General features: G+C 71.5%; 22 protein-coding genes. 15 read left to right on the top strand and 7 right to left on the bottom strand.

The annotated features are described in order from the left end of the window. The first annotated feature begins 76 nt into the window (after positions 1 to 76). The 3 genes from DEJ21_RS16130 (at position 77) to ald (ending at position 3,289) form a co-directional block, all read left to right on the top strand. Complete coding sequence (locus DEJ21_RS16130) at positions 77 to 1,039, top strand: sugar-binding transcriptional regulator (protein WP_027466231.1); 963 nt, start codon at positions 77 to 79, stop codon at positions 1,037 to 1,039. Between the two features lie 48 nt (positions 1,040 to 1,087). Further along, positions 1,088 to 2,047 (top strand): AraC family transcriptional regulator, encoded by a 960-nt coding sequence (locus tag DEJ21_RS16125; RefSeq protein ID WP_111225278.1) that lies wholly within the window; start codon positions 1,088 to 1,090, stop codon positions 2,045 to 2,047. Between the two features lie 141 nt (positions 2,048 to 2,188). Continuing rightward, entirely contained in the window at positions 2,189 to 3,289 is a 1,101-nt protein-coding gene (ald, locus tag DEJ21_RS16120) for an alanine dehydrogenase (RefSeq protein WP_071405051.1), read from the top strand. 83 nt (positions 3,290 to 3,372) lie between these two features. Here the strand turns inward: ald and DEJ21_RS16115 are convergent, their stop codons facing one another. Further along, on the bottom strand, positions 3,373 to 4,182 hold the full coding sequence (locus DEJ21_RS16115) for a tryptophan-rich sensory protein (RefSeq protein ID WP_027466234.1): 810 nt from the start codon (positions 4,180 to 4,182) through the stop codon (positions 3,373 to 3,375). A gap of 153 nt (positions 4,183 to 4,335) precedes the next feature. Between DEJ21_RS16115 and DEJ21_RS16110 the strand changes: the two genes are divergently transcribed. The 7 genes from DEJ21_RS16110 (at position 4,336) to DEJ21_RS16080 (ending at position 11,609) form a co-directional block, all read left to right on the top strand. Beyond that, positions 4,336 to 5,319 carry a magnesium and cobalt transport protein CorA gene (locus DEJ21_RS16110; protein WP_111029980.1) on the top strand — a complete coding sequence of 328 codons (984 nt, stop codon included), beginning with the start codon at positions 4,336 to 4,338 and terminating at the stop codon, positions 5,317 to 5,319. Between the two features lie 108 nt (positions 5,320 to 5,427). Beyond that, a complete protein-coding gene (locus DEJ21_RS16105; RefSeq protein WP_111225277.1) occupies positions 5,428 to 7,539 on the top strand; it encodes an alpha-galactosidase in 2,112 nt (703 codons plus the stop codon). 100 nt (positions 7,540 to 7,639) lie between these two features. Beyond that, positions 7,640 to 8,923 (top strand): chloride channel protein, encoded by a 1,284-nt coding sequence (locus tag DEJ21_RS16100; protein WP_111225276.1) that lies wholly within the window; start codon positions 7,640 to 7,642, stop codon positions 8,921 to 8,923. 95 nt (positions 8,924 to 9,018) lie between these two features. After that, positions 9,019 to 9,231, top strand: a complete 213-nt coding sequence (locus DEJ21_RS16095) for an Rv0909 family putative TA system antitoxin (protein ID WP_111225275.1) — start codon at positions 9,019 to 9,021, stop codon at positions 9,229 to 9,231. 135 nt (positions 9,232 to 9,366) lie between these two features. Further along, the gene (locus DEJ21_RS16090) at positions 9,367 to 10,659 is read left to right on the top strand and encodes an aminotransferase class V-fold PLP-dependent enzyme (protein ID WP_111225274.1); all 1,293 of its coding nucleotides are present in this window, start codon (positions 9,367 to 9,369) and stop codon (positions 10,657 to 10,659) included. Continuing rightward, complete coding sequence (gene sufU, locus DEJ21_RS16085; RefSeq protein WP_111225273.1) at positions 10,656 to 11,105, top strand: Fe-S cluster assembly sulfur transfer protein SufU; 450 nt, start codon at positions 10,656 to 10,658, stop codon at positions 11,103 to 11,105. Before DEJ21_RS16090 ends, sufU begins: the two co-directional genes overlap by 4 nt. A gap of 27 nt (positions 11,106 to 11,132) precedes the next feature. Continuing rightward, positions 11,133 to 11,609, top strand: a complete 477-nt coding sequence (locus DEJ21_RS16080; RefSeq protein WP_111225272.1) for a GNAT family N-acetyltransferase — start codon at positions 11,133 to 11,135, stop codon at positions 11,607 to 11,609. Here DEJ21_RS16080 and DEJ21_RS18695 read toward each other — a convergent pair. Then, complete coding sequence (locus DEJ21_RS18695; RefSeq protein WP_111225271.1) at positions 11,596 to 12,648, bottom strand: zinc-binding alcohol dehydrogenase family protein; 1,053 nt, start codon at positions 12,646 to 12,648, stop codon at positions 11,596 to 11,598. The two genes, DEJ21_RS16080 and DEJ21_RS18695, sit on opposite strands and share 14 nt — an antisense overlap. Before the next feature lie 95 nt (positions 12,649 to 12,743). On the opposite strand from DEJ21_RS18695, the gene DEJ21_RS16070 reads away from it, so the two are divergent. Continuing rightward, positions 12,744 to 13,319 carry a TetR family transcriptional regulator gene (locus tag DEJ21_RS16070; protein ID WP_111093270.1) on the top strand — a complete coding sequence of 192 codons (576 nt, stop codon included), beginning with the start codon at positions 12,744 to 12,746 and terminating at the stop codon, positions 13,317 to 13,319. On the opposite strand, the gene DEJ21_RS16065 is transcribed toward DEJ21_RS16070, so the two are convergent. After that, a complete protein-coding gene (locus DEJ21_RS16065; protein ID WP_111225270.1) occupies positions 13,273 to 13,728 on the bottom strand; it encodes a GNAT family N-acetyltransferase in 456 nt (151 codons plus the stop codon). The genes DEJ21_RS16070 and DEJ21_RS16065 overlap by 47 nt on opposite strands. Positions 13,729 to 13,781: 53 nt before the next feature. Between DEJ21_RS16065 and DEJ21_RS16060 the strand changes: the two genes are divergently transcribed. Next, entirely contained in the window at positions 13,782 to 14,351 is a 570-nt protein-coding gene (locus DEJ21_RS16060) for a uridine kinase (protein WP_111225269.1), read from the top strand. Here the strand turns inward: DEJ21_RS16060 and DEJ21_RS16055 are convergent. Beyond that, positions 14,339 to 14,791, bottom strand: a complete 453-nt coding sequence (locus DEJ21_RS16055; RefSeq protein WP_111225268.1) for a MarR family winged helix-turn-helix transcriptional regulator — start codon at positions 14,789 to 14,791, stop codon at positions 14,339 to 14,341. The two genes, DEJ21_RS16060 and DEJ21_RS16055, sit on opposite strands and share 13 nt — an antisense overlap. 62 nt (positions 14,792 to 14,853) lie before the next feature. Here DEJ21_RS16055 and DEJ21_RS16050 point away from each other — a divergent pair, with 62 nt between their 5' ends. The 3 genes from DEJ21_RS16050 to DEJ21_RS16040 all read left to right on the top strand — a co-directional run bounded on the left by DEJ21_RS16050 (position 14,854) and on the right by DEJ21_RS16040 (position 17,259). Beyond that, positions 14,854 to 15,222, top strand: a complete 369-nt coding sequence (locus tag DEJ21_RS16050) for a VOC family protein (RefSeq protein WP_111225267.1) — start codon at positions 14,854 to 14,856, stop codon at positions 15,220 to 15,222. A 137-nt stretch (positions 15,223 to 15,359) separates the two neighbouring features. Further along, positions 15,360 to 16,763 carry an LLM class flavin-dependent oxidoreductase gene (locus tag DEJ21_RS16045; RefSeq protein ID WP_220036585.1) on the top strand — a complete coding sequence of 468 codons (1,404 nt, stop codon included), beginning with the start codon at positions 15,360 to 15,362 and terminating at the stop codon, positions 16,761 to 16,763. 4 nt (positions 16,764 to 16,767) lie between these two features. Next, complete coding sequence (locus tag DEJ21_RS16040) at positions 16,768 to 17,259, top strand: GNAT family N-acetyltransferase (RefSeq protein WP_111104969.1); 492 nt, start codon at positions 16,768 to 16,770, stop codon at positions 17,257 to 17,259. Positions 17,260 to 17,265: 6 nt separating this feature from the next. On the opposite strand, the gene DEJ21_RS16035 is transcribed toward DEJ21_RS16040, so the two are convergent. The 3 genes from DEJ21_RS16035 to DEJ21_RS16025 form a co-directional block, all read right to left on the bottom strand. Further along, positions 17,266 to 18,033 (bottom strand): SGNH/GDSL hydrolase family protein, encoded by a 768-nt coding sequence (locus DEJ21_RS16035; RefSeq protein ID WP_084740901.1) that lies wholly within the window; start codon positions 18,031 to 18,033, stop codon positions 17,266 to 17,268. A gap of 75 nt (positions 18,034 to 18,108) precedes the next feature. Beyond that, positions 18,109 to 19,038, bottom strand: coding sequence for an acetamidase/formamidase family protein (locus tag DEJ21_RS16030; RefSeq protein ID WP_111225266.1), 930 nt, complete (start codon positions 19,036 to 19,038; stop codon positions 18,109 to 18,111). Next, a complete protein-coding gene (locus tag DEJ21_RS16025) occupies positions 19,035 to 20,435 on the bottom strand; it encodes an APC family permease (protein WP_111225315.1) in 1,401 nt (466 codons plus the stop codon). The genes DEJ21_RS16030 and DEJ21_RS16025 overlap by 4 nt, the downstream gene beginning before the upstream one ends. Positions 20,436 to 20,533: the final 98 nt, after the last annotated feature.

The raw sequence follows: 20,533 nt of genomic DNA, 5'->3' as shown, positions 1-20,533 counted from the left end.
GCGGTCAGGAGGCGCGGCAGGGGTTGCAGAGGCCCTGCACGTCCGTGCATGGTTGCGTTCGACAGATCGGAGCACCATGAGCGATGCGGCTCAGCCCATGCGCACGCAGCAGGCGCTGCGCGCCGCCCACCTGTACTACCTGCAGGACCTGACGATGGACGCGATCGCCGACGAACTCGGCACCTCGCGCTCGTCGGTGTCGCGGCTGCTGAAGTACGCCAGGGACACCGGGCTCGTCGACATCCAGATCCGGTCGCCCCTGGACCAGGCCGCTGCGCTGAGCCGGAGCATCCGCTCCCGCTTCGGGGTGCACGCGCACGTCGTCCCGGTGCCGGACCACACGAGCGACGTCGACCGGCTCGAGCGGGTGGCCCTGTCCGCCGCCCGGATCCTGACGCAGTACGTCGAATCGAACATGGTGATCGGGATCTCGTGGGGCTCGACCGTGAGCGCGGTCAGCCGGTACCTGGTGCCGAAGACCACCCACGGCTCGACGATCGTGCAGATCAACGGCGCCGCGAACACCCGCACCACCGGCATCGTCTACGCGTCCGAGATCCTGCGCCGGTTCGGCGAGGCCTACGGGGCGTTCGTGCAGCAGTTCCCGGTGCCGGCGTTCTTCGACGACCCCGCGACGAAGGAGGCCCTGTTCCGCGAGCGATCGATCCGCCGCGTGCTCGACCTGCACGAGCGGATGGACCTCGTCGTGTTCGGTGTCGGTGCCCCGCAGGCCCCGGTGCCCTCGCACGTGTACTCCGGCGGGTACCTCGACCCCGAAGACCGTGACGAGCTCACACAGGCGGGGGTCGTCGGGGACGTCTCGACGGTGTTCTACCGTGCCGACGGCTCGTGGAAGGACATCGGGGTGAACGCCCGCGCCGGCGCTCCTGACCTCGACACGATCAAGCGCGCGCCGCGGCGGGTCTGCGTCGTCGCCGGGCGGTCGAAGGCGGCGTCGCTGCGCGGTGCACTGGCCGCCGGGCTCATCACGGACCTGATCCTGGACGAGAGCGTGGGGCAGGCGATCCTGCAGCCCTGAGTCAGGACCTGACGCAGTTTGTCGGTGGTCCGTCGTAGGTTCTCGAGCATGGTGCTTTCTCTCGAACAGCCCGGTCAGCGGTACTTCCGGCGGATGGTCGGCAGCGACGTCGACCAGGCGCTCGCGTTCTTCACGGGCGACTACGACTTCCGTGCACCACTGGTCCGTCGCACCCACGAGAACGCCCACTGGGACTTCGCCGGCGTCGGTGACGAGCGGATGTCCCTGCGCTCGTCACGGTTCATGGTCGACCTGCGGAGCGAGAGCCAGGTCGACGACGAGTTCCTGGTCGCCTGGATGCGGAGCGGCTCGAGCCGGATCACCACGGGCGGCGAGACGTACGAGCTCGAGGCCGGGGTGCCGGTCGTGCTGCCCTTCGCCGAGCCGTACGCGCTGCACCACCACGACATCGCCCTGAACCTGGTGCAGCTGGACCGCGACTTCGTCCGTGCCGTCGCCGGTGACGACGACTTCGCCTTCGAACCGATGCGCCGCCCGACCGCCGACGGCATCGCGCTGTGGCGGTCGGTGGTGCGGAAGTACTCGGCCGTCTGGCTCGACGTCGACCGGTCGATGAGTCCGATGGTGCAGTACGACATCGCCGAGGCGTTCGCGACCGCGGCGATCCGGGCGTTCCCGCAGCGCAACAAGTGGCGGGCGACGGTGTCCGGCAGCGGCCCGGAGCACGACCGTCTGCGCCGAGCGCTCGAGTTCGTGCACGAGCACGCGCGCGAAGCGATCGGCACGCCGGACATCGCGGCGGCGGCGGGGCTCAGCCCGCGCGGGCTGCAGCAGTCGCTGCGGCGGCACCTCGACCAGACGCCGGGGGAACTCCTGCGCGGCGTACGACTCGACGGCGCCCGGACCGACCTGGTCGGCAGCGGCCTGGACGAGACGACCGTGGCCGAGATCGCGCGGACGTGGGGCTTCGGGCACCTCGGACGCTTCTCGGCGACCTACCGCAGCCGCTTCGGAGAGCTGCCGAGCGAGTCGCTGCGCGGGCACTGACCGACCGGTGCCGGGGGCCGTCGCGCCGAATTCCGTGACACGGATCGCGCTGCCGCTGTCCGGATGTTCGGCTCAGCGGTGCTGTGGGCGAATCCGGTGCTCAATGGACGGGACGAACGCACCGCCCACGAAGGAGTCAGCATGCGCATCGGCGTCCCCACCGAGATCAAGAACAACGAGTACCGCGTCGCCGCCACTCCGGCCGGCGTCGCCGAGCTCGGGTCGCACGGCCACCAGGTGCTGGTGCAGGCCGGTGCCGGGTCCGGTTCGGCCTTCACCGACGACGAGTACCGCACCGCCGGCGCCACGATCGTCGACACCGCGGCCGAGGTGTGGGAGCGCGCCGAGCTGATCCTCAAGGTGAAGGAACCGGTCGCGTCGGAGTACCCGATGATCCGGCCGGGCCAGGTGCTCTTCACGTACCTGCACCTCGCCGCAGACCGGCCGCTGACCGACGCGCTCATCGACTCGGGCGCGACGGCGATCGCCTACGAGACCGTGCAGCTGCCGGACCGCTCGCTGCCCCTGCTGTCGCCGATGTCCGAGGTCGCCGGGCGACTGTCCGCCCAGGTCGGCGCCTTCCACCTGATGCGCACGAACGGCGGGCGCGGGCTGCTGCTCGGCGGGGTCCCCGGCACGCCGAAGGGCCGCGTGGTCGTCATCGGTGGTGGCGTCGCGGGGGAGCACGCCGCGACGATGGCGCTCGGCATGGGTGCCGACGTCACCGTGTTCGACATCAGCCTGCCGCGCCTCCGGGCACTCGACGCCCGGTTCGACGGCCGCGTCACGACCCTGCGCTCGTCGGCGCACGCCATCGCCGAGGCCCTGCGCGACGCGGACCTGGTGATCGGCTCCGTGCTCATCCCCGGGGCGTCCGCGCCGAAGCTCGTCACCGACGCGATGGTCGCCGACATGCGGCCGGGCTCGGTGCTGGTCGACATCGCGATCGACCAGGGCGGCTGCTTCGAGGGCTCCCACCCGACCACCCACGACGACCCCACCTTCGCCGTGCACGACACCGTGTACTACTGCGTGGCGAACATGCCCGGTGCCGTCCCGCGCACGAGCACGATCTCGCTGACGAACGCCACGCTGCCGTACGCCGTCGCGATCGCCGACCGTGGCTGGGAAGCCGCGCTCGAGGCCGACCCCGCACTCGCCGCCGGCCTGAACGTGCACGACGGCCGGGTCACGAACGCCGCGGTCGCCGCCGCGCACGGCCTGGTCGCGTCGGCGCGCTGATTCTTCGCGCTGAGCGACACCTCACGGCCCAATCGCTGCGTGAGGTGTCGCTCAGCACGAAACGACGCGCAGGTAGCCGCGCGTCAGGCCGCCACCGGTGCCGCCGCCCGACCGGCACGGCCGCCGACCCAGCCGGCGCGGGCACGCACCACCACGGTCACGACGACCACGGCCGCCGCAGCCACCACGGCCGCGACCGCCGTCGGCACGGAGACGAGCGGCCCCTCGAACCGGGCCACGGCGACCCACGCCAGACCCCACGCGACCGAGGCCATCGGCGCCAGGCGTCCCCGGCCCCACAGGGCGATGAGGACCCCGACGAGCCCGGCCACCGCGGCGACGACCACACCCCACGGGTCCTGCCCGAGTCCGAAGCCCCGGAAGCCCGCCGCCGTCAGCACCGCAGCGGTGTTGGCGGCCGTCGCGACGCAGACCCACCCGAGGTACAGCCCGAAGGTGCCGTCGGTCAGGATCGCCTCGACGACGCCGCGGGACGGGGTCCGGCGCAGGATCGTGAACGTCCAGATCAGCACGACGAGCAAGGCGACGATGATCGGCTCGCTCGCCCACAGGAACCCGAACTGCACCGACAGGATCCACGCGGCGTTGAGCAGCAGGGAGAGCACCGCCGGCACCACCAGCCGCTCGTGCCGCTCGTCGTTCGCGGTGCGGAAGAGCTGCAGCACGGCGTAGCCGATGAGCCCGGCGTAGACGACACTCCAGATCGAGAAGGCCGGGCCGTCCGGGGCGATCGCGGTCGAGGACGCCGACAGGGCGCCACCGGCGGCGTCCTGGATGGGCGTGCCACCGGCAGCGCCCGACCCGACGTACGCGCCGATGACGGCGACGACCGCGCTCACGGCCACCGCGATGCGCTTCCAGATCCTCTTCATGACAGTCCCTTTCGTCAGCATGCTGATGACCTGCACCGTAGGCGGCCGGTGGTGGCGGTCGTGCAGCGCGCGTTCAGGCAGGACGCGGGGCGGGTGGCGGGGCTGCCACGGGCCTCCAGGCCGGAGACCGGCCACCCTGCGTACGGTGGGCGCGTGAGCGTCGAACTGAACACCGTCTACATCGACCGGATCGCCCCGATCGCGAGTCCGTCCCTCGACGACACCTTCCGGATGCTCGACGAACAGGGTGCCAGCGCGTGCATCGTCCTGCACCAGCCCGACGCCGAGGAACTCGGCGACGTCGCGGTCGCCCTCGGCCTGCACGAACTCGCCGTCGAGGACTCCGCCGAGGGGCACCAGCGACCGAAGCTCGAGCGCTACGGCTCGACGCTGTTCGTGGTCCTCAAGCCGGCGCTGTACAACGACCAGCAGGAAGAGGTGGCGTTCGGCGAGGTGCACGCCTTCGTCGGCGAGACCTTCTTCCTCGCCGTCGTGAAGGCCGACCCCCGCGGCAAGCAGACCGTTCCCAAGGCGCTGCAGCGGTTGAGCGGCAAGCCGGGGCTGGTGACCGTCGGCCCGCAGGCGCAGCTCTGGGCGCTGATGGACTCCATCGTCGACGGCTACGTGCCGGTGATCGACGGACTCGAGGAGGACATCAACCAGATCGAGGACCAGCTGTTCTCGGGCGAGGCCGGGGTGTCCCGGCGCGTGTACGAGCTGTTCGGCGAGGTCGTCGACTTCCAGCGAGCGGCGCGTCCCCTCGTCTACATGATCGAGAACCTGCACCGCGGCGCCGAGAAGTACCACCTGCCGATCGAGATGCAGCGGCGGTTCCGTGACGTCCTCGACCACGCGATCCGGGTGGTGGAACGCCTCGACACGTTCCGGCAGCTGCTGCAGAACGCCCTGACCGTCGACTCGACCCTGGCGGCGCAGAAGCAGAACGACGACACGAAGAAGATCTCCGGCTGGGCGGCGATCCTGTTCGCGCCGACGCTCATCGCCGCGATCTACGGGATGAACTTCACGCACATGCCCGAACTCGGCTGGACGTGGGGGTACCCGCTGTCGATCGTCGCGATGGTCCTGTTCGCCGCGATCCTGTACGTGGTGTTCAAGGTGAAGCGCTGGTTCTGAGCCGCGCCGCAGCCTGAGCCGCAACCGGAGCCGCGCCGCAGCAGGATTTGCAGCGGACGGCTCCGGACCGGAAAGCTCTGACGTGCAACGACGCCGACTGGAGCCCGCATGCCGCACGAACTCGTCCACCTGACCGCCGGTGGCGTCTCGCTCGTCCTGGACTGCCGCGACGACGCGCTCCCCGCCGTCGTGCACTGGGGAGCGGCACTCGGACCGCTCGACACCGACGCGCTGACGGCCCTCGCCGACGCCGACGTCACCCCGGTGTCCCCGAACGAGATGGACGACCCGGTCCGCCTGTCGGTGCTGCCCGAGCCACACCGGGGCTGGAGCGGTCGTCCGGGGCTCGCCGGGCACCGTGACGGCGCCGACTGGTCGCCGGCGTTCACGGTGACGTCGCTCGCGGTCACCGACACCGCGGTCACCGCCGATGCCGAGGACACCACCGCCGGACTCACCGTCCGGGTGACCATCGAGATGCTCGGCTCCGGGCTGGTGCGGGCCCGCGCGAGCGTGACGAACACCGCCGACGGCGTCTACACCGTCGACGACCTGACGCTCGCGATGCCGATCCCGTCCGGGGCCCGCGAGATCCTGGACTTCGCCGGCCGCTGGGGCAAGGAGCGGACCCCGCAGCGCCGCGAACTCGTCGTGGGGACCCACCAGCGCGAGGGACGGAAGGGCCGTACCGGCACCGATGCCGCGACCGTGCTGACGGTGGGGGAGCCGGGGTTCGGCTTCGCCCACGGTCAGGTCTGGGGCGTCCACACCGCCTGGAGCGGCAACCACCGGCACCACGCCGAACGGCTCGCCACGGGCCGCCAGGTCATCGGCGGCGGCGAACTCCTGCTGCCCGGCGAGGTCCGGCTCGGCACCGGCGCCACCTACGAGGGGCCGTGGGTGTACTTCGCCCACGGGGACGGCCTCGACGACCAGGCCCGACGGTTCCACCGCTGGCTCCGCAGCCGCCCGCAGCACCCGACGACCCCCCGCCCGATGACGATCAACGTGTGGGAGGCCGTGTACTTCGACCACGACCTGGCCCGTCTCGTCGACCTCGCCGAGCGTGCCGCGGCCCTCGGCGTCGAACGCTACGTGCTCGACGACGGCTGGTTCCGTGGCCGCCGCGACGACCACGCCGGCCTCGGTGACTGGTACGTCGACGAGGACGTCTGGCCGGACGGACTCGGCCCCCTGGTCGACCGCGTCCGTGCGCTCGGCATGGAGTTCGGCCTGTGGTTCGAACCCGAGATGGTGAACGAGGACAGCGACCTGGCGCGTGCCCACCCGGAGTGGATCCTGCAGGCCGACGGTCGGCTGCCCGCGCGGTCCCGCGACCAGCAGGTGCTCAACCTGGCGATCCCCGAGGCCTTCGACCACGTCCTCGAGCGGATGACCGCGATCATCGGCGAGTACGCGGTCGACGCCGTGAAGTGGGACCACAACCGCGACCTCGTCGAGGCGGGGTTCCCGGGCAGTGGCGCAGCGGTCCACGAGCAGACCCTCGCCGCGTACCGGTTGATGGCGACGCTCGGCGAGCGCTTCCCGTCGCTGGAGATCGAGTCGTGCTCGTCGGGTGGTGGCCGGGTCGACCTCGGCGTCATCGAGCACACCGCGCGGGTGTGGGTGTCGGACGACATCGACCCGCTGGAGCGCCAGCAGATGCACCGGTGGACGCAGCAGCTCCTGCCGCCGGAGTTGCTCGGCTCGCACATCGCGAGCGGCCGGAACCACACGACCGGTCGCGTCCACGACCTCGCCTTCCGTGCCGGCACGGCGTTGGTCGGCCACCTCGGCATCGAGTGGGACCTGGCCGGCGCGACCGCCGACGAGTCCGCCGCACTCACCGAGTGGATCGCGCTGTACCGCGAGCTCCGCCCGCTCCTGCACGGCGGCGACCTGGTGCGTTCTGACGAGGTCGACGCCGCACGGCTCGTGTACGGCACGGTCGCGCCGGACCGGCAGCAGGCCGTCTTCTTCCTCGCCAGCATCGGCCGCTCCGAGGTCTCCGGCACCGGTCGGGTCACCTTCCGCGACCTCGACCCCGACACCTCGTACCGCGTCGACCCGGTGGTCATCGGCGACGGCCACGACCTGGTGCGACCGGACTGGTGGTCCGGCCCGCGGGTGTTCAGCGGCCGGGTGCTCGGCACCGTCGGCCTGCAGCCACCGCTCATGCCGGCCGACTGCGTGGTGCCGTTCCGGGTGACGGCCGTCTGACGGCGGGTGGTCGGGGCTCCCGGCCTGGAGGCCCGTCCCGCGTCCGGCGGGCCCGTTGCGGTCCGTCATCGGGTGCGTCCAGCCCGTTAGGCTTCCGATCATGCCGCACTCCGGACACGCGACCCCGGTCTGGGCCCTCAAGCTCGCCGTCGTCACCGCCCTGGTGGGCGTCTCCGGCGGCATCGCCGGCATCGCGGTCTGGCTCGCGCTCCAGCTCATCCAGTTCGTCGCCTTCGGGTACGGGTTCGGCGGGCACCTCGAGGCCGCCGACGCCTCGTCGGGCCTGAACCGGTTCCTCGCGCTCACGGCGGCCGGGGTCCTGACCGGGTTCGCCTGGTGGGCACTCCGTCGGTGGGGGCGCTCGATCGTCTCGGTCACCGCGGCCGTCGACGGCAAGCGGATGCCGGCCCTGGCGACGCTCGCGAACGCCGGCATCCAGATCCTGGCCGTGGGGCTCGGCACGTCCATCGGCAAAGAGGTGGCGCCGCGCGAGGTCGGGGCCTGGCTCGCCCAGCTCGTCACCCGTCGTGCGGGACTGACCGCGCGCGAGACGAAGATCCTCGTCGCCTGCGGTGCTGCGGCCGGCCTCGCCGCCGTGTACGACGTACCCCTCGGCGGTGCGCTGTTCGCGGTCGAGGTCCTGCTCGGCGAGATCAGCTTCGCGACCGCCCTGCCCGCCTTCGCCACGAGTGCCGTCGCCGCCATCACCGCCCGGCTCGTGATCCCGGACGAGGTGCTCTACCACGTGCCCGCGATGCACCTGTCGCCGTCGCTGCTCGTCTGGGCGATCGTCGTCGGGCCCGTCCTGGGGGTCGCCGGGGTCGGGTTCGTCAAGCTGACCAACCGGCTGCAGGGCATCGCGCCGAAGGGCTGGCACCTGCTCGTCGTGCTGCCGGTGGTCTTCGCGATGGTGGGGCTCATCGCGATCCCGTTCCCGGAGATCCTCGGCAACGGGCGGGCGCTCGGCCTCGTCGCGATGAACACCACGCTCGACGACGCCTCGTTCGCCGGCCTCTCGCCGATCGTCCTGCTGCTGCTGCTCGGTGTCCTGCGGACCGTGACCACCTCGGCCACCATCGGAGCGGGTGCGGTCGGTGGCACGCTGACCCCCTCGATCGCGATCGGTTCGGCGATCGGTGGCGGGCTGGGCGGTGCGTGGCTGCTGCTGTGGCCGGCCGACGGCCCGAGCCTGGCGGCCTTCGCGTTCGTCGGTGCGGCGGCCTTCCTCGCGACCACCATGCGGGCGCCGTTCACCGCCCTCGTGCTCGTCGTCGAGTTCACCCAGCAGGGCACCGACATCCTCGTGCCGTCGTTGCTCGCGGTGTCCGGTGCCGTCGCCGTCGGGTACGTGCTCGCCCGCCGGCGCAGCGCGCAGATGGTGTGAAGACCCCGAGCGTTCCGGTACGGACGGCAGCCCCGCGGCCTACTGTCGGCGCCAGGACGGAGCGACGGGCTCCGCACCGAGACGAGGAGTACCCGATGGCGGGGTTCGACGACATCACGAAGAAGGCCCAGGAGTTCCTGAAGGACGGCAAGGTCCAGGACGCCCTGCAGAGCGAGAAGGCCGAGGGCGTCAGCGACAAGGTGCTCGGCGGCGTGGCCGACGCGGTCAAGAAGGCCACGGGCGGCAAGTGCGACGACAAGATCGACGGTGCCCGCGACGCTGCGGACAAGAAGATCGGCAACGAGTAGCGGACGACGTGCGACGGCCCAGGACCCGGCGTGGTCCTGGGCCGTCGCCGTGCCGACTGGACGTGGTCGGGAACAACGGACACCATGGACGGGTTGCTCCGGACAGCAGCACCAGGAGGACGAGACGTGACAGTCGTGGCGCCGAACCAGCCGCTCACCGAGACCGAGGTCGAGGCGATCAAGCGGGACTTCCCGATCCTCGCGCAGGACGTGAACGGGCAGCCGTTGGCGTACCTGGACTCCGGGGCGACGGCTGAGCGCCCGCGCCAGGTCCTCGACGCCGAGCGCCGGTTCCTCGAGCACGACAACGCCGCCGTCCACCGCGGCGCGCACACGCTCGCGGCGCTCAGCACCGACGCCTACGAGGACGCCCGTGCCACCGTCGCCGGCTTCATCGGTGCCGCTGCCCCGACCGAGGTCGTGTGGACCGCGAACGCCACCGACGCGCTCAACCTCGTCGCCTACGGCATGGCCAACGCCAGCCGTGGCCGCGGTGGTGCCGACGCGGAGCGCTTCCGCCTGGGCACCGGTGACGAGATCCTCGTCACCGAGGCCGAACACCACGCCAACCTCGTGCCGTGGCAGGAGCTCGCCGCACTGACCGGAGCGACCCTCCGTTGGATCCCGGTCGCCGACGACGGCACCTGGACCGCCGACGACGCCGCGGCCCTGATCACCGACCGCACGAAGGTCGTCGCGTTCTCGCACGTCTCGAACGTCACCGGGATGATCGCCCCCGTCGAGCAGGTCGTCGGCCTCGCCCACGCCCGCGGCGCCCTCGTGGTGCTCGACGCCTGCCAGTCCGCGCCGCACCGTCCCCTCGACGTGCAGCAGCTCGGGGTCGACTTCGCCGCGTTCTCCGGGCACAAGATGCTCGGCCCGAACGGCATCGGCGTGCTCTGGGGCCGTGCGGAGCTGCTCGACGCCCTGCCGCCGTTCCGCACCGGTGGCTCGATGATCACCACCGTGACGATGGAGGGCTCCGAGTTCATGCCGGCGCCCGAGCGGTTCGAGGCCGGCACGCAGCCCGTGTCCCAGGCGGTCGCCCTCGCCGAGGCCGTCCGCTACCTGCAGGGCATCGGCATGGAACGCGTCCGCGCCCACGAGGAGCACCTCGCCCGCCGGATGCTCGACGGTTTGGCAGCAGTGCCCGGCATCCGCGTGGTCGGCCCACCCGCCGGCGTCCCGCGCTCCGGCCTGGTGTCCTTCGACGTCGACGGCGTGCACGCCCACGACGTCTCGCAGTACCTCGACGCGCAGGGCATCGCCGTGCGCTCCGGCCACCACTGCGCCCAGCCCCTGCACCGCCGGCTCGGCCTCGTCGCCACGAGCCGTGCCAGCACGTACGTGTACACGACCGAGCACGACGTCGACCGGTTCCTCGCAGCCGTCGCCGAGATCCGCGCCTACTTCGGAGCGACCGCGTGAACGCCCTCGACAGCCTGTACCAGCAGGTCATCCTCGACCACGCGAAGGCGCGTCACGGCGACGGTGCGATGCCCGACGCGGATGCCTCGCACTTCGAGCGGAACCCCACGTGCGGCGACGAGATCACGGTCAGCCTGCGGCTCGAACCCGGCACCGACCGCATCGCCGGGCTCGCCTGGCAGGGTGACGGCTGCTCGATCTCGATGGCCTCGGCATCGGTCCTCACCGACATGGCCGTCGGCCGCACCGTGCCCGAGTTCCTCGCACTGACCGAGGAGTTCCGCACCATGATGCGCTCGCGCGGTGTCGGTGAGCCCGACGAGGACGTCCTCGAGGACCTCATCGCCTTCCACGGCGTCTCGAAGTTCGTCATGCGCGTCAAGTGCGGCATGCTCGCCTGGGTCGCGGCGGAAGCCGCCGCGCGCGAGGCGACCGCGGCCCGCTGAACCGGCTGCGGCCGTGCAAGGGGCGCGATGATCATCGAGACGGAGCGACCCGGCGCAGGCCGGGCCGACGCGATCGTGCGGGCCTACCTGACGGAAGTCGCGTCGCGGTGGTACGGGCGGGCGGCGACGCCGGCCGAGGTCGACCGGGCGCTCGACGAGGAGCCGTACGACGACCTGCAGGGGGACTCCGGGGTGTTCGTCGTCGCGAGTGAAGGGGAAGCCGCTGTCGCCTGCGCCGGCGTGCGCTTCGTCGGTGCCGTCGGCGAGCTGACGAAGGTGTTCACGCTGCCGGAGCACCGCGGCCGAGGCGTTGGTTCGGCGCTCCTGCGCCACGTCGAGGACGTCTGCCGGGGACGCGGGATAACGTCGCTGCGGCTGGACACCCGCGCTGAACTCGCCGAGGCCTGTGCGCTCTACGAACGGCTCGGCTTCGCCCGGGTGGCGCCGTTCAACGATGACCCGTACTCCGACCGCTGGTACGTGAAGTCGCTCAGGGGAGCGTGACGACGAGCTTCCGGGCGGAGACACCGGCGCGGAGCTCGGCGAGGGCGTCCGGGATCGCGGCGAGTCCCGATCCGACGACGGACGCGGTCGGGGTGGCACGGTACCGCCCGGTGCGGAGCGCCTCGGGCAGGAAATCGCGGTAGATCGCGGGGCCGACCTCGGACTCCGTCGGGCGGCCGCCCCAGATCGCGGTGACGTGGACCCCGTGTCGGCGCTCGAGCCGCGCCCGGATCGTCGTCACCGGTGTCGGGTACGCCGACGCGAGTCGACCGGAGCCGGTGGCGGCTCGGACGATCGGGAGCGTCCGGGTCAGCGAGCCCTGGCCGAAGGCAAGGGTGCCGGCGAGCTCCCGGTCGGCGAGTGCCTCGAGGATGCGGCGTGCGGCACCGTCGTCGCGGTAGTCGAACACGGCCTCGGCTCCGAGGTCCTGCACGAACCCGTGGTTCTTCGGCGATGCGGTGCCGATCACGGCGTACCCGGCGGCCCGGGCGAGCTGGACGGCGTTGGCGCCGACGCTCGTGGACGCACCCCACACCAGGACGACCCCGTCGCGGTCGACCGTGTCTGTCGTCGGCAGTGACAGCGCGAGCTGGTCCGGCTCGAAGAGACCTGCCGCGGCGGTCGAGACGGCGAGCGGCAGCACCGCCGCCTGCTCGGCGGGCAGGGCGTCCGGAACCGGGGTCGTCACACGGTCGAGCAGCAGGACCAGGTGCTGGAAGGCCCCCTCGGCAGCACTGTTCCGGTGCTGTTCCTGCCCCGCGGCGTGCCCGACGACCCGGTCGCCCACGCGGAAGCGCTCGACGTCCGGGCCGATCGCGACGACCGTGCCGGCGACGTCCGACCCGAGGACCGCGGGGAACCGCAGCTTCGGGAACACCAGGTGCCGGAAGAGCCCGCCGACAGCGTCGACCGGGTTGACGGCGACCGCCTCGGCGCTGACGACGAGTTCGCCGGGGCCGGGCTGGGGGACCGGTGCGGGCCCGACGGCGAACCGCCCGGTCGATGTGGTCCAGAGTGCTGCGTTGCCCGATGGCGACATGGTGTCCCGATCTCTTGCTCGAAGTGAGTCATGACACGACGTGTCATCGCCCAGTCAATCATGACACGACGTGTCATCACCACTACTGTGAACACATGCGTTGGTCTCCGGATGCCCGAGGGCGACTCGAGCGAGCGGCGTTCGAGCTCTTCGCTGAGCAGGGCTACCAGGCGACGACCGTGCCGCAGATCACCGCGCGAGCCGGCCTGACGACCCGCACCTTCTTCCGGTACTTCGCCGACAAGCGCGAGGTGATCTTCGCCGGTGACGAGATCCCCGACCTCGCCCGGGCTGCCATCCAGGGTGCACCGGCCGGGATCGACCCGCTCGACATCGTCGTGCACGGCCTCCGCACCGTCGCCGACGAGCGGTTCGAGGGGCGGCACGGCGAGGTCGGCTCGGTGCGGCGGCTGGTGCTGTCCGAGTCGTCGCTCCGGGAGCGCGACGCCCGGAAGCGCGCCGACCTGACGGACGCCGTGCGCGAGGCCTTCGTCCACCGCGGGCTCGATCCGTCCGAGGCGGCGGTGATCGCCGAGACGACCGTGATGCTGTTCCACCTGGCCCTCGAGGCCTGGCTCACCGGACCGGCCGAGCGCCGGATGGCCGACGTGGTCGACGAGCAGCTCAGCGCACTCCGTGGGGTGCTCGATCGGCGGCCCGCAGCGTCATGAACACGTCGACGCCGTCGTCGGTGTCGAGCACGAAGCCGTGTCGTTCGTAGAGTCGGCGAGCCGGGCTGCCCACCAGCACGTTGAGCCGCGTGGGACCCTCGTGGGGCTCGTCGAGGACGGCGCGCAGCACGGTCGAACCGACTCCACGCCCCTGAACGTCGGGCGCGAGGTAGAAGTGCTCGACCCAGCGGATGTCGTCCTCGACCCGCACGGTGACCGACCCGACGTCGCGGCCGTCGACCACGACGATGCGGGTCAGCTCCGGCTGGAACGCGTCGCGGAGGCGCTGTCGGACGCGCGTCTCGTCGAACACCCCGAGGCGCATCAGGTCGTCGCGCAGCACCACGGCCCGGAGCTCGACGAGCCACTCGAGGTCCTCGGTGGTGCTGTCCCGCAGTGCGACGTCCATCCGCTCAGCCTACAAACCCCGGTGCACCGTCATCGACCTCGTACGCTTGCCCGATGGACCGCGACGGCGTCATCGACCTTGTCGCGTCCCGCCGCGCCTCGGCCCGTGCACCGATCGTCGTCGGTGTCTCCGGTTACTGCGGATCCGGCAAGTCGACGCTGACGCGTACCCTCGCCGAGGGGCTCCCCGGCGCGGTCCGCATCCGCGGCGACGACTTCCTCGACCCCGTTCGGTCCCACCAGCGGTCCTCCGACTGGGACGGCGTCGATCGTCCCCGTCTGGTGTCGTCGGTGCTCGAACCGCACCGAGCCGGTCGTGCGAGCACGTTCCAGCGGTTCGGCTGGTCGGTGCGAGCCCTCGGCCCGGCCGAGCCGCTGCCGCGGACGGACGTCCTGATCGTCGACCTGATCGGACTCTTCCACCCCGATGCGCTCCCGCACCTCGACGTCAGCATCTGGTGTGACGTCGACCTCGACACGGCGGTGCGTCGGGGCACGGCTCGTGATCGCGCGCTCGGGCGCAGGCACGATGCGCTCTGGCGGGAGGTGTGGATCCCGAACGAGCGTGACTTCGAGGAACGGTACGCACCGAAGGACGCCGCGTCGGTGCGCTACGTGCCCTGACTGCGGAGTGACGTCACCATGCTCCGCAGGATCCGACGTGCCTCGGTCTGCTGGTCCGTGCTCAGATCGGCGAGCATCCGCTGCTCGACCCCGCGGATCGCCGCACTCGCCTGCGCCAGGCTCCGCCGCCCGCTGTCGGTCAGCTGCGTGGGGAGTGCCTTGCCGACCGACGGTTCGGTGGCGCGGGTGACGAAGCCGTCCCGCTCCAGGGCCTGCAGCAGCACGTTCATCGACTGCCGGGTGACGAAGGTTCCTCGTGCGAGTTCGGAGTTGGACAGGCCGGGTCGCTGTGCGAGCAGTTCGAGGCAGGAGTAGTGCGTCACCGTCATGCCGAGCGGGCGCAGCACGGCCTCCATCGACGCGCGGAGGGCACTCGCGGTCTCCTTGAGCAGGTAGCCGATCGACGTCTCGAGGCGGATGCCGGTGTCGTCTTGACGCATGTCAGTAGTCTGACATAGCTTGTCTTGTGTCAGAAGACTGACACGAACCCGAGGAGCACCACATGCCCGTCACCGGCCCCGACTTCATCTCCCTGCAGACCCGCGACCTCGATGCTTCGCAGGCGTTCTACGAGCGGTACCTCGGCCTCGTGCGCTCGCAGGCCGGTCCGCCGCACGCCGTCGTGTTCGAGACCACGCCGATCGCCTTCGCCCTGCGCGACCTGGTGCCCGGCACGGACCTCGCCGCGGTGGCGCAGCCGGGCATCGGCGCCGCGGTCTGGCTGCACGCGACGGACGTGCAGGCGATCCACGACGCGCTGGTCGCCGACGGCCACCGGATCGTCTCGGCGCCGATCGACGGGCCCTTCGGTCGGACGTTCACGTTCGCCGACCCCGACGGCTACCACGTCACGCTCCACGACCGCGCCTGAGCCCTGGAACCGGCCACGCGCCCGCCGCGGGTGACGTGACGGACGCGGGGCGGGCCTCCAGGCCGGTGCCGGAGGCGACCGTCACGCTTCGTCACGATCCGTGACGGTCGCAGGTGTCCGACGTAGCGTCTCGATCCGTGACCACCAGCAGCGAGCACCGGCAGATCCGCTTCAACGCGTTCGACATGAACTGCGTCGCGCACCAGTCCTCCGGACTGTGGCGGCACCCCCGCGACCGGTCGCGGGACTACCGCGACCTGACCTACTGGACGGACCTGGCGAAGACGCTCGAGCGCGGGGCGTTCGACGGCATCTTCATCGCCGACGTCCTGGGCACCTACGACGTGTACGGCGGCTCGAACGAGGCCGCGCTCCGCACCGGGTCGCAGGTGCCCGTGAACGACCCGATCCTGCTCGTGTCGGCGATGGCGTCGGTGACCGAGCACCTGGGCTTCGGCATCACGGCCGGCACCGCGTACGAGCACCCGTACCCGTTCGCCCGACGCATGTCGACGCTCGACCACCTGACCAAGGGCCGGGTCGGCTGGAACGTCGTCACCGGGTACCTGCCGAGTGCCGCGCGGAACATGGGCCAGACCGATCAGCTGTCGCACGACGACCGGTACGACGTGGCGGACGAGTACCTCGAGGTGCTCTACAAGCTGTGGGAGGGCTCGTGGGAGGACGACGCCGTCGTCGCCGACCGCGAAGCCGGCGTCTTCACGGACCCGGAGAAGGTGCACCCGATCGAGCACCACGGCACGCACTTCGACGTCCCCGGCATCCACCTGTCCGAACCGTCCGTGCAGCGCACGCCCGTCATCTACCAGGCGGGCGCGTCGCCGCGCGGCATCCGCTTCGCCGCGGAGAACGCGGAAGCGGTCTTCGTGGGCGCACCGACCGTCGAGCAGCTCGCGTCGACCGTCGCGAAGGTCCGGGACGCCCTGGAGGCAGCTGGTCGCGACCGGTACGCCGCCCGCGTCTACACGTTGCTCACCGTGATCACGGACGCCACCGACGAGCTGGCCCAGGCGAAGTACGAGGACTACCTGTCGTACGCGTCGGAGCTCGGTGCGCTGGTGCTCAACTCCGGCTGGATGGGCGTCGACCTGTCGCAGTGGGACCCGGACCAGCCTCTGGGTGACGTCGAGTCGAACGCGATCCAGTCGGCGGCGGCGAACATCGCGGCGGCGACGGGGGAGGACGGGTCGAAGTGGACGATCCGCGACCTGGCGCGGCAGACGGCGATCGGTGGACTCGGCCCGGTGGCGGTCGGCGGGGGAGCGACCATCGCCGACCGGCTGCAGGAGATCCAGGAGCTGACCGACGTCGACGGCTTCAACCTGGCGTACGCGGTGACCCCGGGCACGTGGGAGGACGTCATCGAGTTCGTGATCCCGGAGCTCCGTGCCCGTGGGGCTTACCCGGAGGAGTACGGGTCGGGGTCGCTCCGCCAGAAGCTGCACGGCCGCGGGGACCGGCTGCCCGACGAGCACCGTGGGGCGTCGTTCAGGATCGGGAGCCGGGCGGTCGTAGGCTGATCGGGTGATCGAGTCGTCTGTGGTCGTGCGTCCTGCGACCCCGGACGAGACCGACACCTGCATCGACCTGTGGGCCGCGGCCGTGGCCGCCCGCGACGGTGCCTCCGAGGACCCGGCGGTGCGGGAGCGCGCGCGGCAGAAGTTCGCGGCGGAGCACGTCGCCTGGCTGGTGGCTCCCGGCCCGGACGGCGCGGTCGACGGCTTCGTGCTCGTGACGGCGCCCGGTACCGGGCGGTCGACGGACCCGGCGGACGCCGCCTACCTGTCGTTGCTCGCGGTGCGCCCCGGGGTGCAGGCCCGCGGGGTCGGACGGTCGCTGCTGTCCGAGGCGGTGCACGACGCCCGGGCCGCCGGGCACCCCCGCGTGGTGCTGCACGTGCTCGGCGACAATGACCGGGCGGTGCGGCTGTACGAGGCGGGCGGCTTCGTGGCGACGGGCGACGAGTTCGCGCACGCGCTGAGCGGGGTCACCACCCGCGTGTACGTCGCGGGCTGACGCTGGCTACGCGTCCTGACCGCGCACCGGCGTCCACGTCGGGTAGGTCGCCGAGCGCCCGTCGCCGGACGACGTGCGGGTGATCCGGCGCTGGACCCACGGCAGGACGTACTCGCGGTAGTAGCGGAGTTCCTCGCCCAGACGCGTCCGGGCGGCACCGGGGTCCGCGGGCTCGACCGGCGCGGGGCCGTCCAGGACCGCGTGCAGCGCCAGGTCCGCGACACGCTGGTGCCCGGTGGCGTTCATGTGCAGCCGGTCGTCCGACCAGAACTCCGCACGACGCAGGTGCGGGTCGCGGGAGACGTCGACGAACGGCAGGCCACGGCGTCGGGCGAGGGTGCCGAGCGCCTCGGCCCAGGCGTCACCGCGGCGGTTGATCAGGGAACCGAGGGGCAGGCGGGCGCTCGGGTCGGCCGGGCTCAGGAGCGCCAGGCGCGCGCCGGTGGCCTCGACCCGGTCGGCGGCGGCCTCGACCTGCCCGATCAGCGCGTCCACCTCGAAGCGCGGGCGCAGCAGGTCGTTGCCGCCGGCGCAGAAGGTGATCAGGGTCGGCGCCGGGTCGAGCGCGAGGGCGGCCTCGAGTTGACCGTCGAGGACCCCGGCGAGCAGTCGGCCGCGCACCGCGAGGTTCGCGTACGAGACGTGGGCGTCCGAGGCTCCCGCCATCGCGCTCGCGAGTCGTCCGGTCCAGCCGGGGAACGGAGCGGGTCCGGCGTCGCCGATGCCCTCCGAGAAGCTGTCGCCGATCGCGACGTAGCGGATGGTGTCGTGCATGCGCCCATCATCGTGCACACGCCTGTGCAGGTTCCCGGCACGACCCTCGTACCGGGAACCCGCATCAGCGAACCCTCACAGCACCGCCTTCGGCACCCGGTGCAGGGTGACCGCACCGACGGCGGCGAAGGGGTGCAACGGGTCCGGGGCAGTGGAGCCGGTCGGTCCGCCGAGCTTCGAGTCACCGACCGCGCTGAGCACGGCGTAGGCGTCCTCGGCGGTCCAGCCGTGCTCGTGAACGAGGAACGCGAAGGCGTCCTCGTACCCGCGCCGGACGCTCTCCTGCACGGGGTCGCCGAGACCGACGAACAGCCAGGCGTCGGCGGTCTCGATGCGCGGCGCGCGGAGCACCGGACCGCCCTTGACCAGGTCGACGGAGACGATCGCGGTGCCCTGGGCCTCGATGGCGACGAACGACGACTCGCCCTCGGCCATGAGCGCGTGGATGTCGCCGATCGACAGCAGCGCACCGGGGACCCGGACGGGCAGTGAGACGGTCGAGCCGGGACGGGCCTCGGTGACGTCCATGTTGCCGCCCTCCGGGTAGGCCGGCATGATCGTCGAGTTCTCACCCTCGGCCGGGGCCGTGCCGATGCACCCGATCATCGGCCGGACGGGGAACCGGTGCCGGTCGGACACCTGCACCGTGCCGTCCGAGATCGGGCAGCGGCGGGCGAAGACCCGGTCGCCCATCACGTGCTGCAGGGCCCCGGAGCCGGGCAGGGACACCGACCACCCGTGCGTGGTCAGCTCGATGGCGTGGATCGTCACCACGAGGGTGTCGCCGGGTTCCGCACCCTCGACGAACACCGGGCCGGTCACCGGGTTGATGGGTGCCTGCAGCTGCGCCATGTCGTGGTGCTGGTCGAGTTCGGCGTAGACGGCGTCGGTGGTCTCGAAGCCGATGGTCTCGCCGGTGCCGGGACGGACCCGCAGCACGGGCTCCCGGTCGGGCGAGAACCCGGGGCGGCCGAGGGTGTTCGGCAGGAAGTGGTCCGGGGTCATCGTGCGTCCTCCGTCGTCGGTTCTGCTTCGGAGCCCACCTCGGTGGAGCGGCCGGTGCGTCGGTAGTACAGGAACACGGCCGCGCCGACGATCAGCCAGATGATCCCGCCGACCTTCGCCTCGACCGCGGCGTTGAGCAGGACGTACCCGATGATCAGGAACCCGACCAGCGGCACGACCAGGTGCAGCAGCCAGTTGCGCGACTTGCCCTTGACGACGTGGTGCACGAAGACGGACACGTGCAGGAGCATGAAGCCGAACAGCGCGCCGAAGTTCACGAGCGACGAGATCGTGTCGATCTGCCCGACGAAGAACAGCACCAGGATCGCGGAGAGCACCGAGACGACGATGATCGCGTTCTGCGGCACCTGGCGCCCGTTGAGCTTGTGCAGGAACGCGGGCAGCTGACGGTCGCGGCTCATCGAGAAGAGCAGGCGGCTCGTCGCGGCCTGCGCGGCCATGGCGTTCGCGATGCCGACGGCGAGCACGTTGACGGCGAAGAACGCGGTCGCCCACCCGCTCGACGAGGCCTGCTCGACGATGGTGAAGAAGGCGTTGCCGGCCTCGCTGTCCGAGAACGAGTCCCGCCCCGTGGCCAGGGCGGATGCGAGCCAGGTCTGCAGGATGAACAGGAACGCCACGATGACGAGCGCCAGGATCATCGCCGTGCCGGCTCCGCCACGACGGCCGGTGGACTCCTCGGACAGCGTCGAGATGCCGTCGAAGCCCAGGAAGCTCAGCACCGCGATCGACAGGGCCGAGGCGATGAGCGGCGCCGACACCTTGGCGGGGTCCCAGATCTGCTCGGTGCTGAAGGACGCGTCGGGGATCGTGCCGCCGGTCAGCGCGACGATCGCGATGACGACGAAGATCGCGACGAAGACGAGCTCGATGAGCAGGAAGATGCGGTTCGCGAGCTTGAGCGAGGACACCCCGGCCAGGTTGATGACCGTGTTGATCGCGACGAACACGAGCGCCCACAGCCAGCGGGGCGTGTCCGGGAAGATGCCGACCATGCTCTCCGCGGCGAACACGTAGAGCAGCGTCGGGACGAGCAGGTAGTCGAGCAGGATCGCCCAGCCGGCGAAGAACCCGGCGGTGGGGTGGATGCCGCGGCCGACGTACGAGAACACGCTGCCGGCGAGGGGGATCGACTTCGCCATCTGCGCGTAGGCCAGGGCGGTGAAGATCATCGCGACGAGGCCGACGAGGTACACCAGCGGCACCATGCCGCTGGAGGCGTTGTAGACGGGCCCGAAGATCGCCCACGGGGCGATCGGGACCATGAAGACCAGGCCGTAGATGAGCAGGTCGGTGGTGGAGACGGAGCGCTTGAGCTCCTGCTTGTAGCCGTAGGCCTCGTCGCGATGATCTTCACCGCCCTGGCCTACGCGCAGATGGCGAAGTCGATCCCCCTCGCCGGCCGCGTGTTCTCGTACGTCGGCCGCGGCATCCACCCCACCGCCGGGTTCTTCGCCGGCTGGGCGATCCTGCT

Origin of the sequence: Curtobacterium sp. MCSS17_006 (assembly GCF_003234215.1) — a bacterium.
In the GTDB taxonomy this organism is placed as follows: domain Bacteria; phylum Actinomycetota; class Actinomycetes; order Actinomycetales; family Microbacteriaceae; genus Curtobacterium; species Curtobacterium flaccumfaciens.
Note: the sequence above shows the minus strand (reverse complement) of the source record. Positions and strands in the feature narration are given on the sequence as shown.

Excerpts from the sequence above, each read along its gene's own strand:
- DEJ21_RS16130 (WP_027466231.1), top strand. The coding sequence starts at position 77 with ATGAGCGATGCGGCTCAGCCCATGCGCACGCAGCAGGCGCTGCGCGCC.
- DEJ21_RS16125 (WP_111225278.1), top strand. The coding sequence starts at position 1,088 with ATGGTGCTTTCTCTCGAACAGCCCGGTCAGCGGTACTTCCGGCGGATG.
- ald (WP_071405051.1), top strand. The coding sequence starts at position 2,189 with ATGCGCATCGGCGTCCCCACCGAGATCAAGAACAACGAGTACCGCGTC.
- DEJ21_RS16115 (WP_027466234.1), bottom strand. The coding sequence starts at position 4,182 with ATGAAGAGGATCTGGAAGCGCATCGCGGTGGCCGTGAGCGCGGTCGTC.
- DEJ21_RS16105 (WP_111225277.1), top strand. The coding sequence starts at position 5,428 with ATGCCGCACGAACTCGTCCACCTGACCGCCGGTGGCGTCTCGCTCGTC.
- DEJ21_RS16100 (WP_111225276.1), top strand. The coding sequence starts at position 7,640 with ATGCCGCACTCCGGACACGCGACCCCGGTCTGGGCCCTCAAGCTCGCC.
- DEJ21_RS16095 (WP_111225275.1), top strand. The coding sequence starts at position 9,019 with ATGGCGGGGTTCGACGACATCACGAAGAAGGCCCAGGAGTTCCTGAAG.
- DEJ21_RS16080 (WP_111225272.1), top strand. The coding sequence starts at position 11,133 with ATGATCATCGAGACGGAGCGACCCGGCGCAGGCCGGGCCGACGCGATC.
- DEJ21_RS18695 (WP_111225271.1), bottom strand. The coding sequence starts at position 12,648 with ATGTCGCCATCGGGCAACGCAGCACTCTGGACCACATCGACCGGGCGG.
- DEJ21_RS16070 (WP_111093270.1), top strand. The coding sequence starts at position 12,744 with ATGCGTTGGTCTCCGGATGCCCGAGGGCGACTCGAGCGAGCGGCGTTC.
- DEJ21_RS16065 (WP_111225270.1), bottom strand. The coding sequence starts at position 13,728 with ATGGACGTCGCACTGCGGGACAGCACCACCGAGGACCTCGAGTGGCTC.
- DEJ21_RS16060 (WP_111225269.1), top strand. The coding sequence starts at position 13,782 with ATGGACCGCGACGGCGTCATCGACCTTGTCGCGTCCCGCCGCGCCTCG.
- DEJ21_RS16055 (WP_111225268.1), bottom strand. The coding sequence starts at position 14,791 with ATGCGTCAAGACGACACCGGCATCCGCCTCGAGACGTCGATCGGCTAC.
- DEJ21_RS16050 (WP_111225267.1), top strand. The coding sequence starts at position 14,854 with ATGCCCGTCACCGGCCCCGACTTCATCTCCCTGCAGACCCGCGACCTC.
- DEJ21_RS16035 (WP_084740901.1), bottom strand. The coding sequence starts at position 18,033 with ATGCACGACACCATCCGCTACGTCGCGATCGGCGACAGCTTCTCGGAG.
- DEJ21_RS16030 (WP_111225266.1), bottom strand. The coding sequence starts at position 19,038 with ATGACCCCGGACCACTTCCTGCCGAACACCCTCGGCCGCCCCGGGTTC.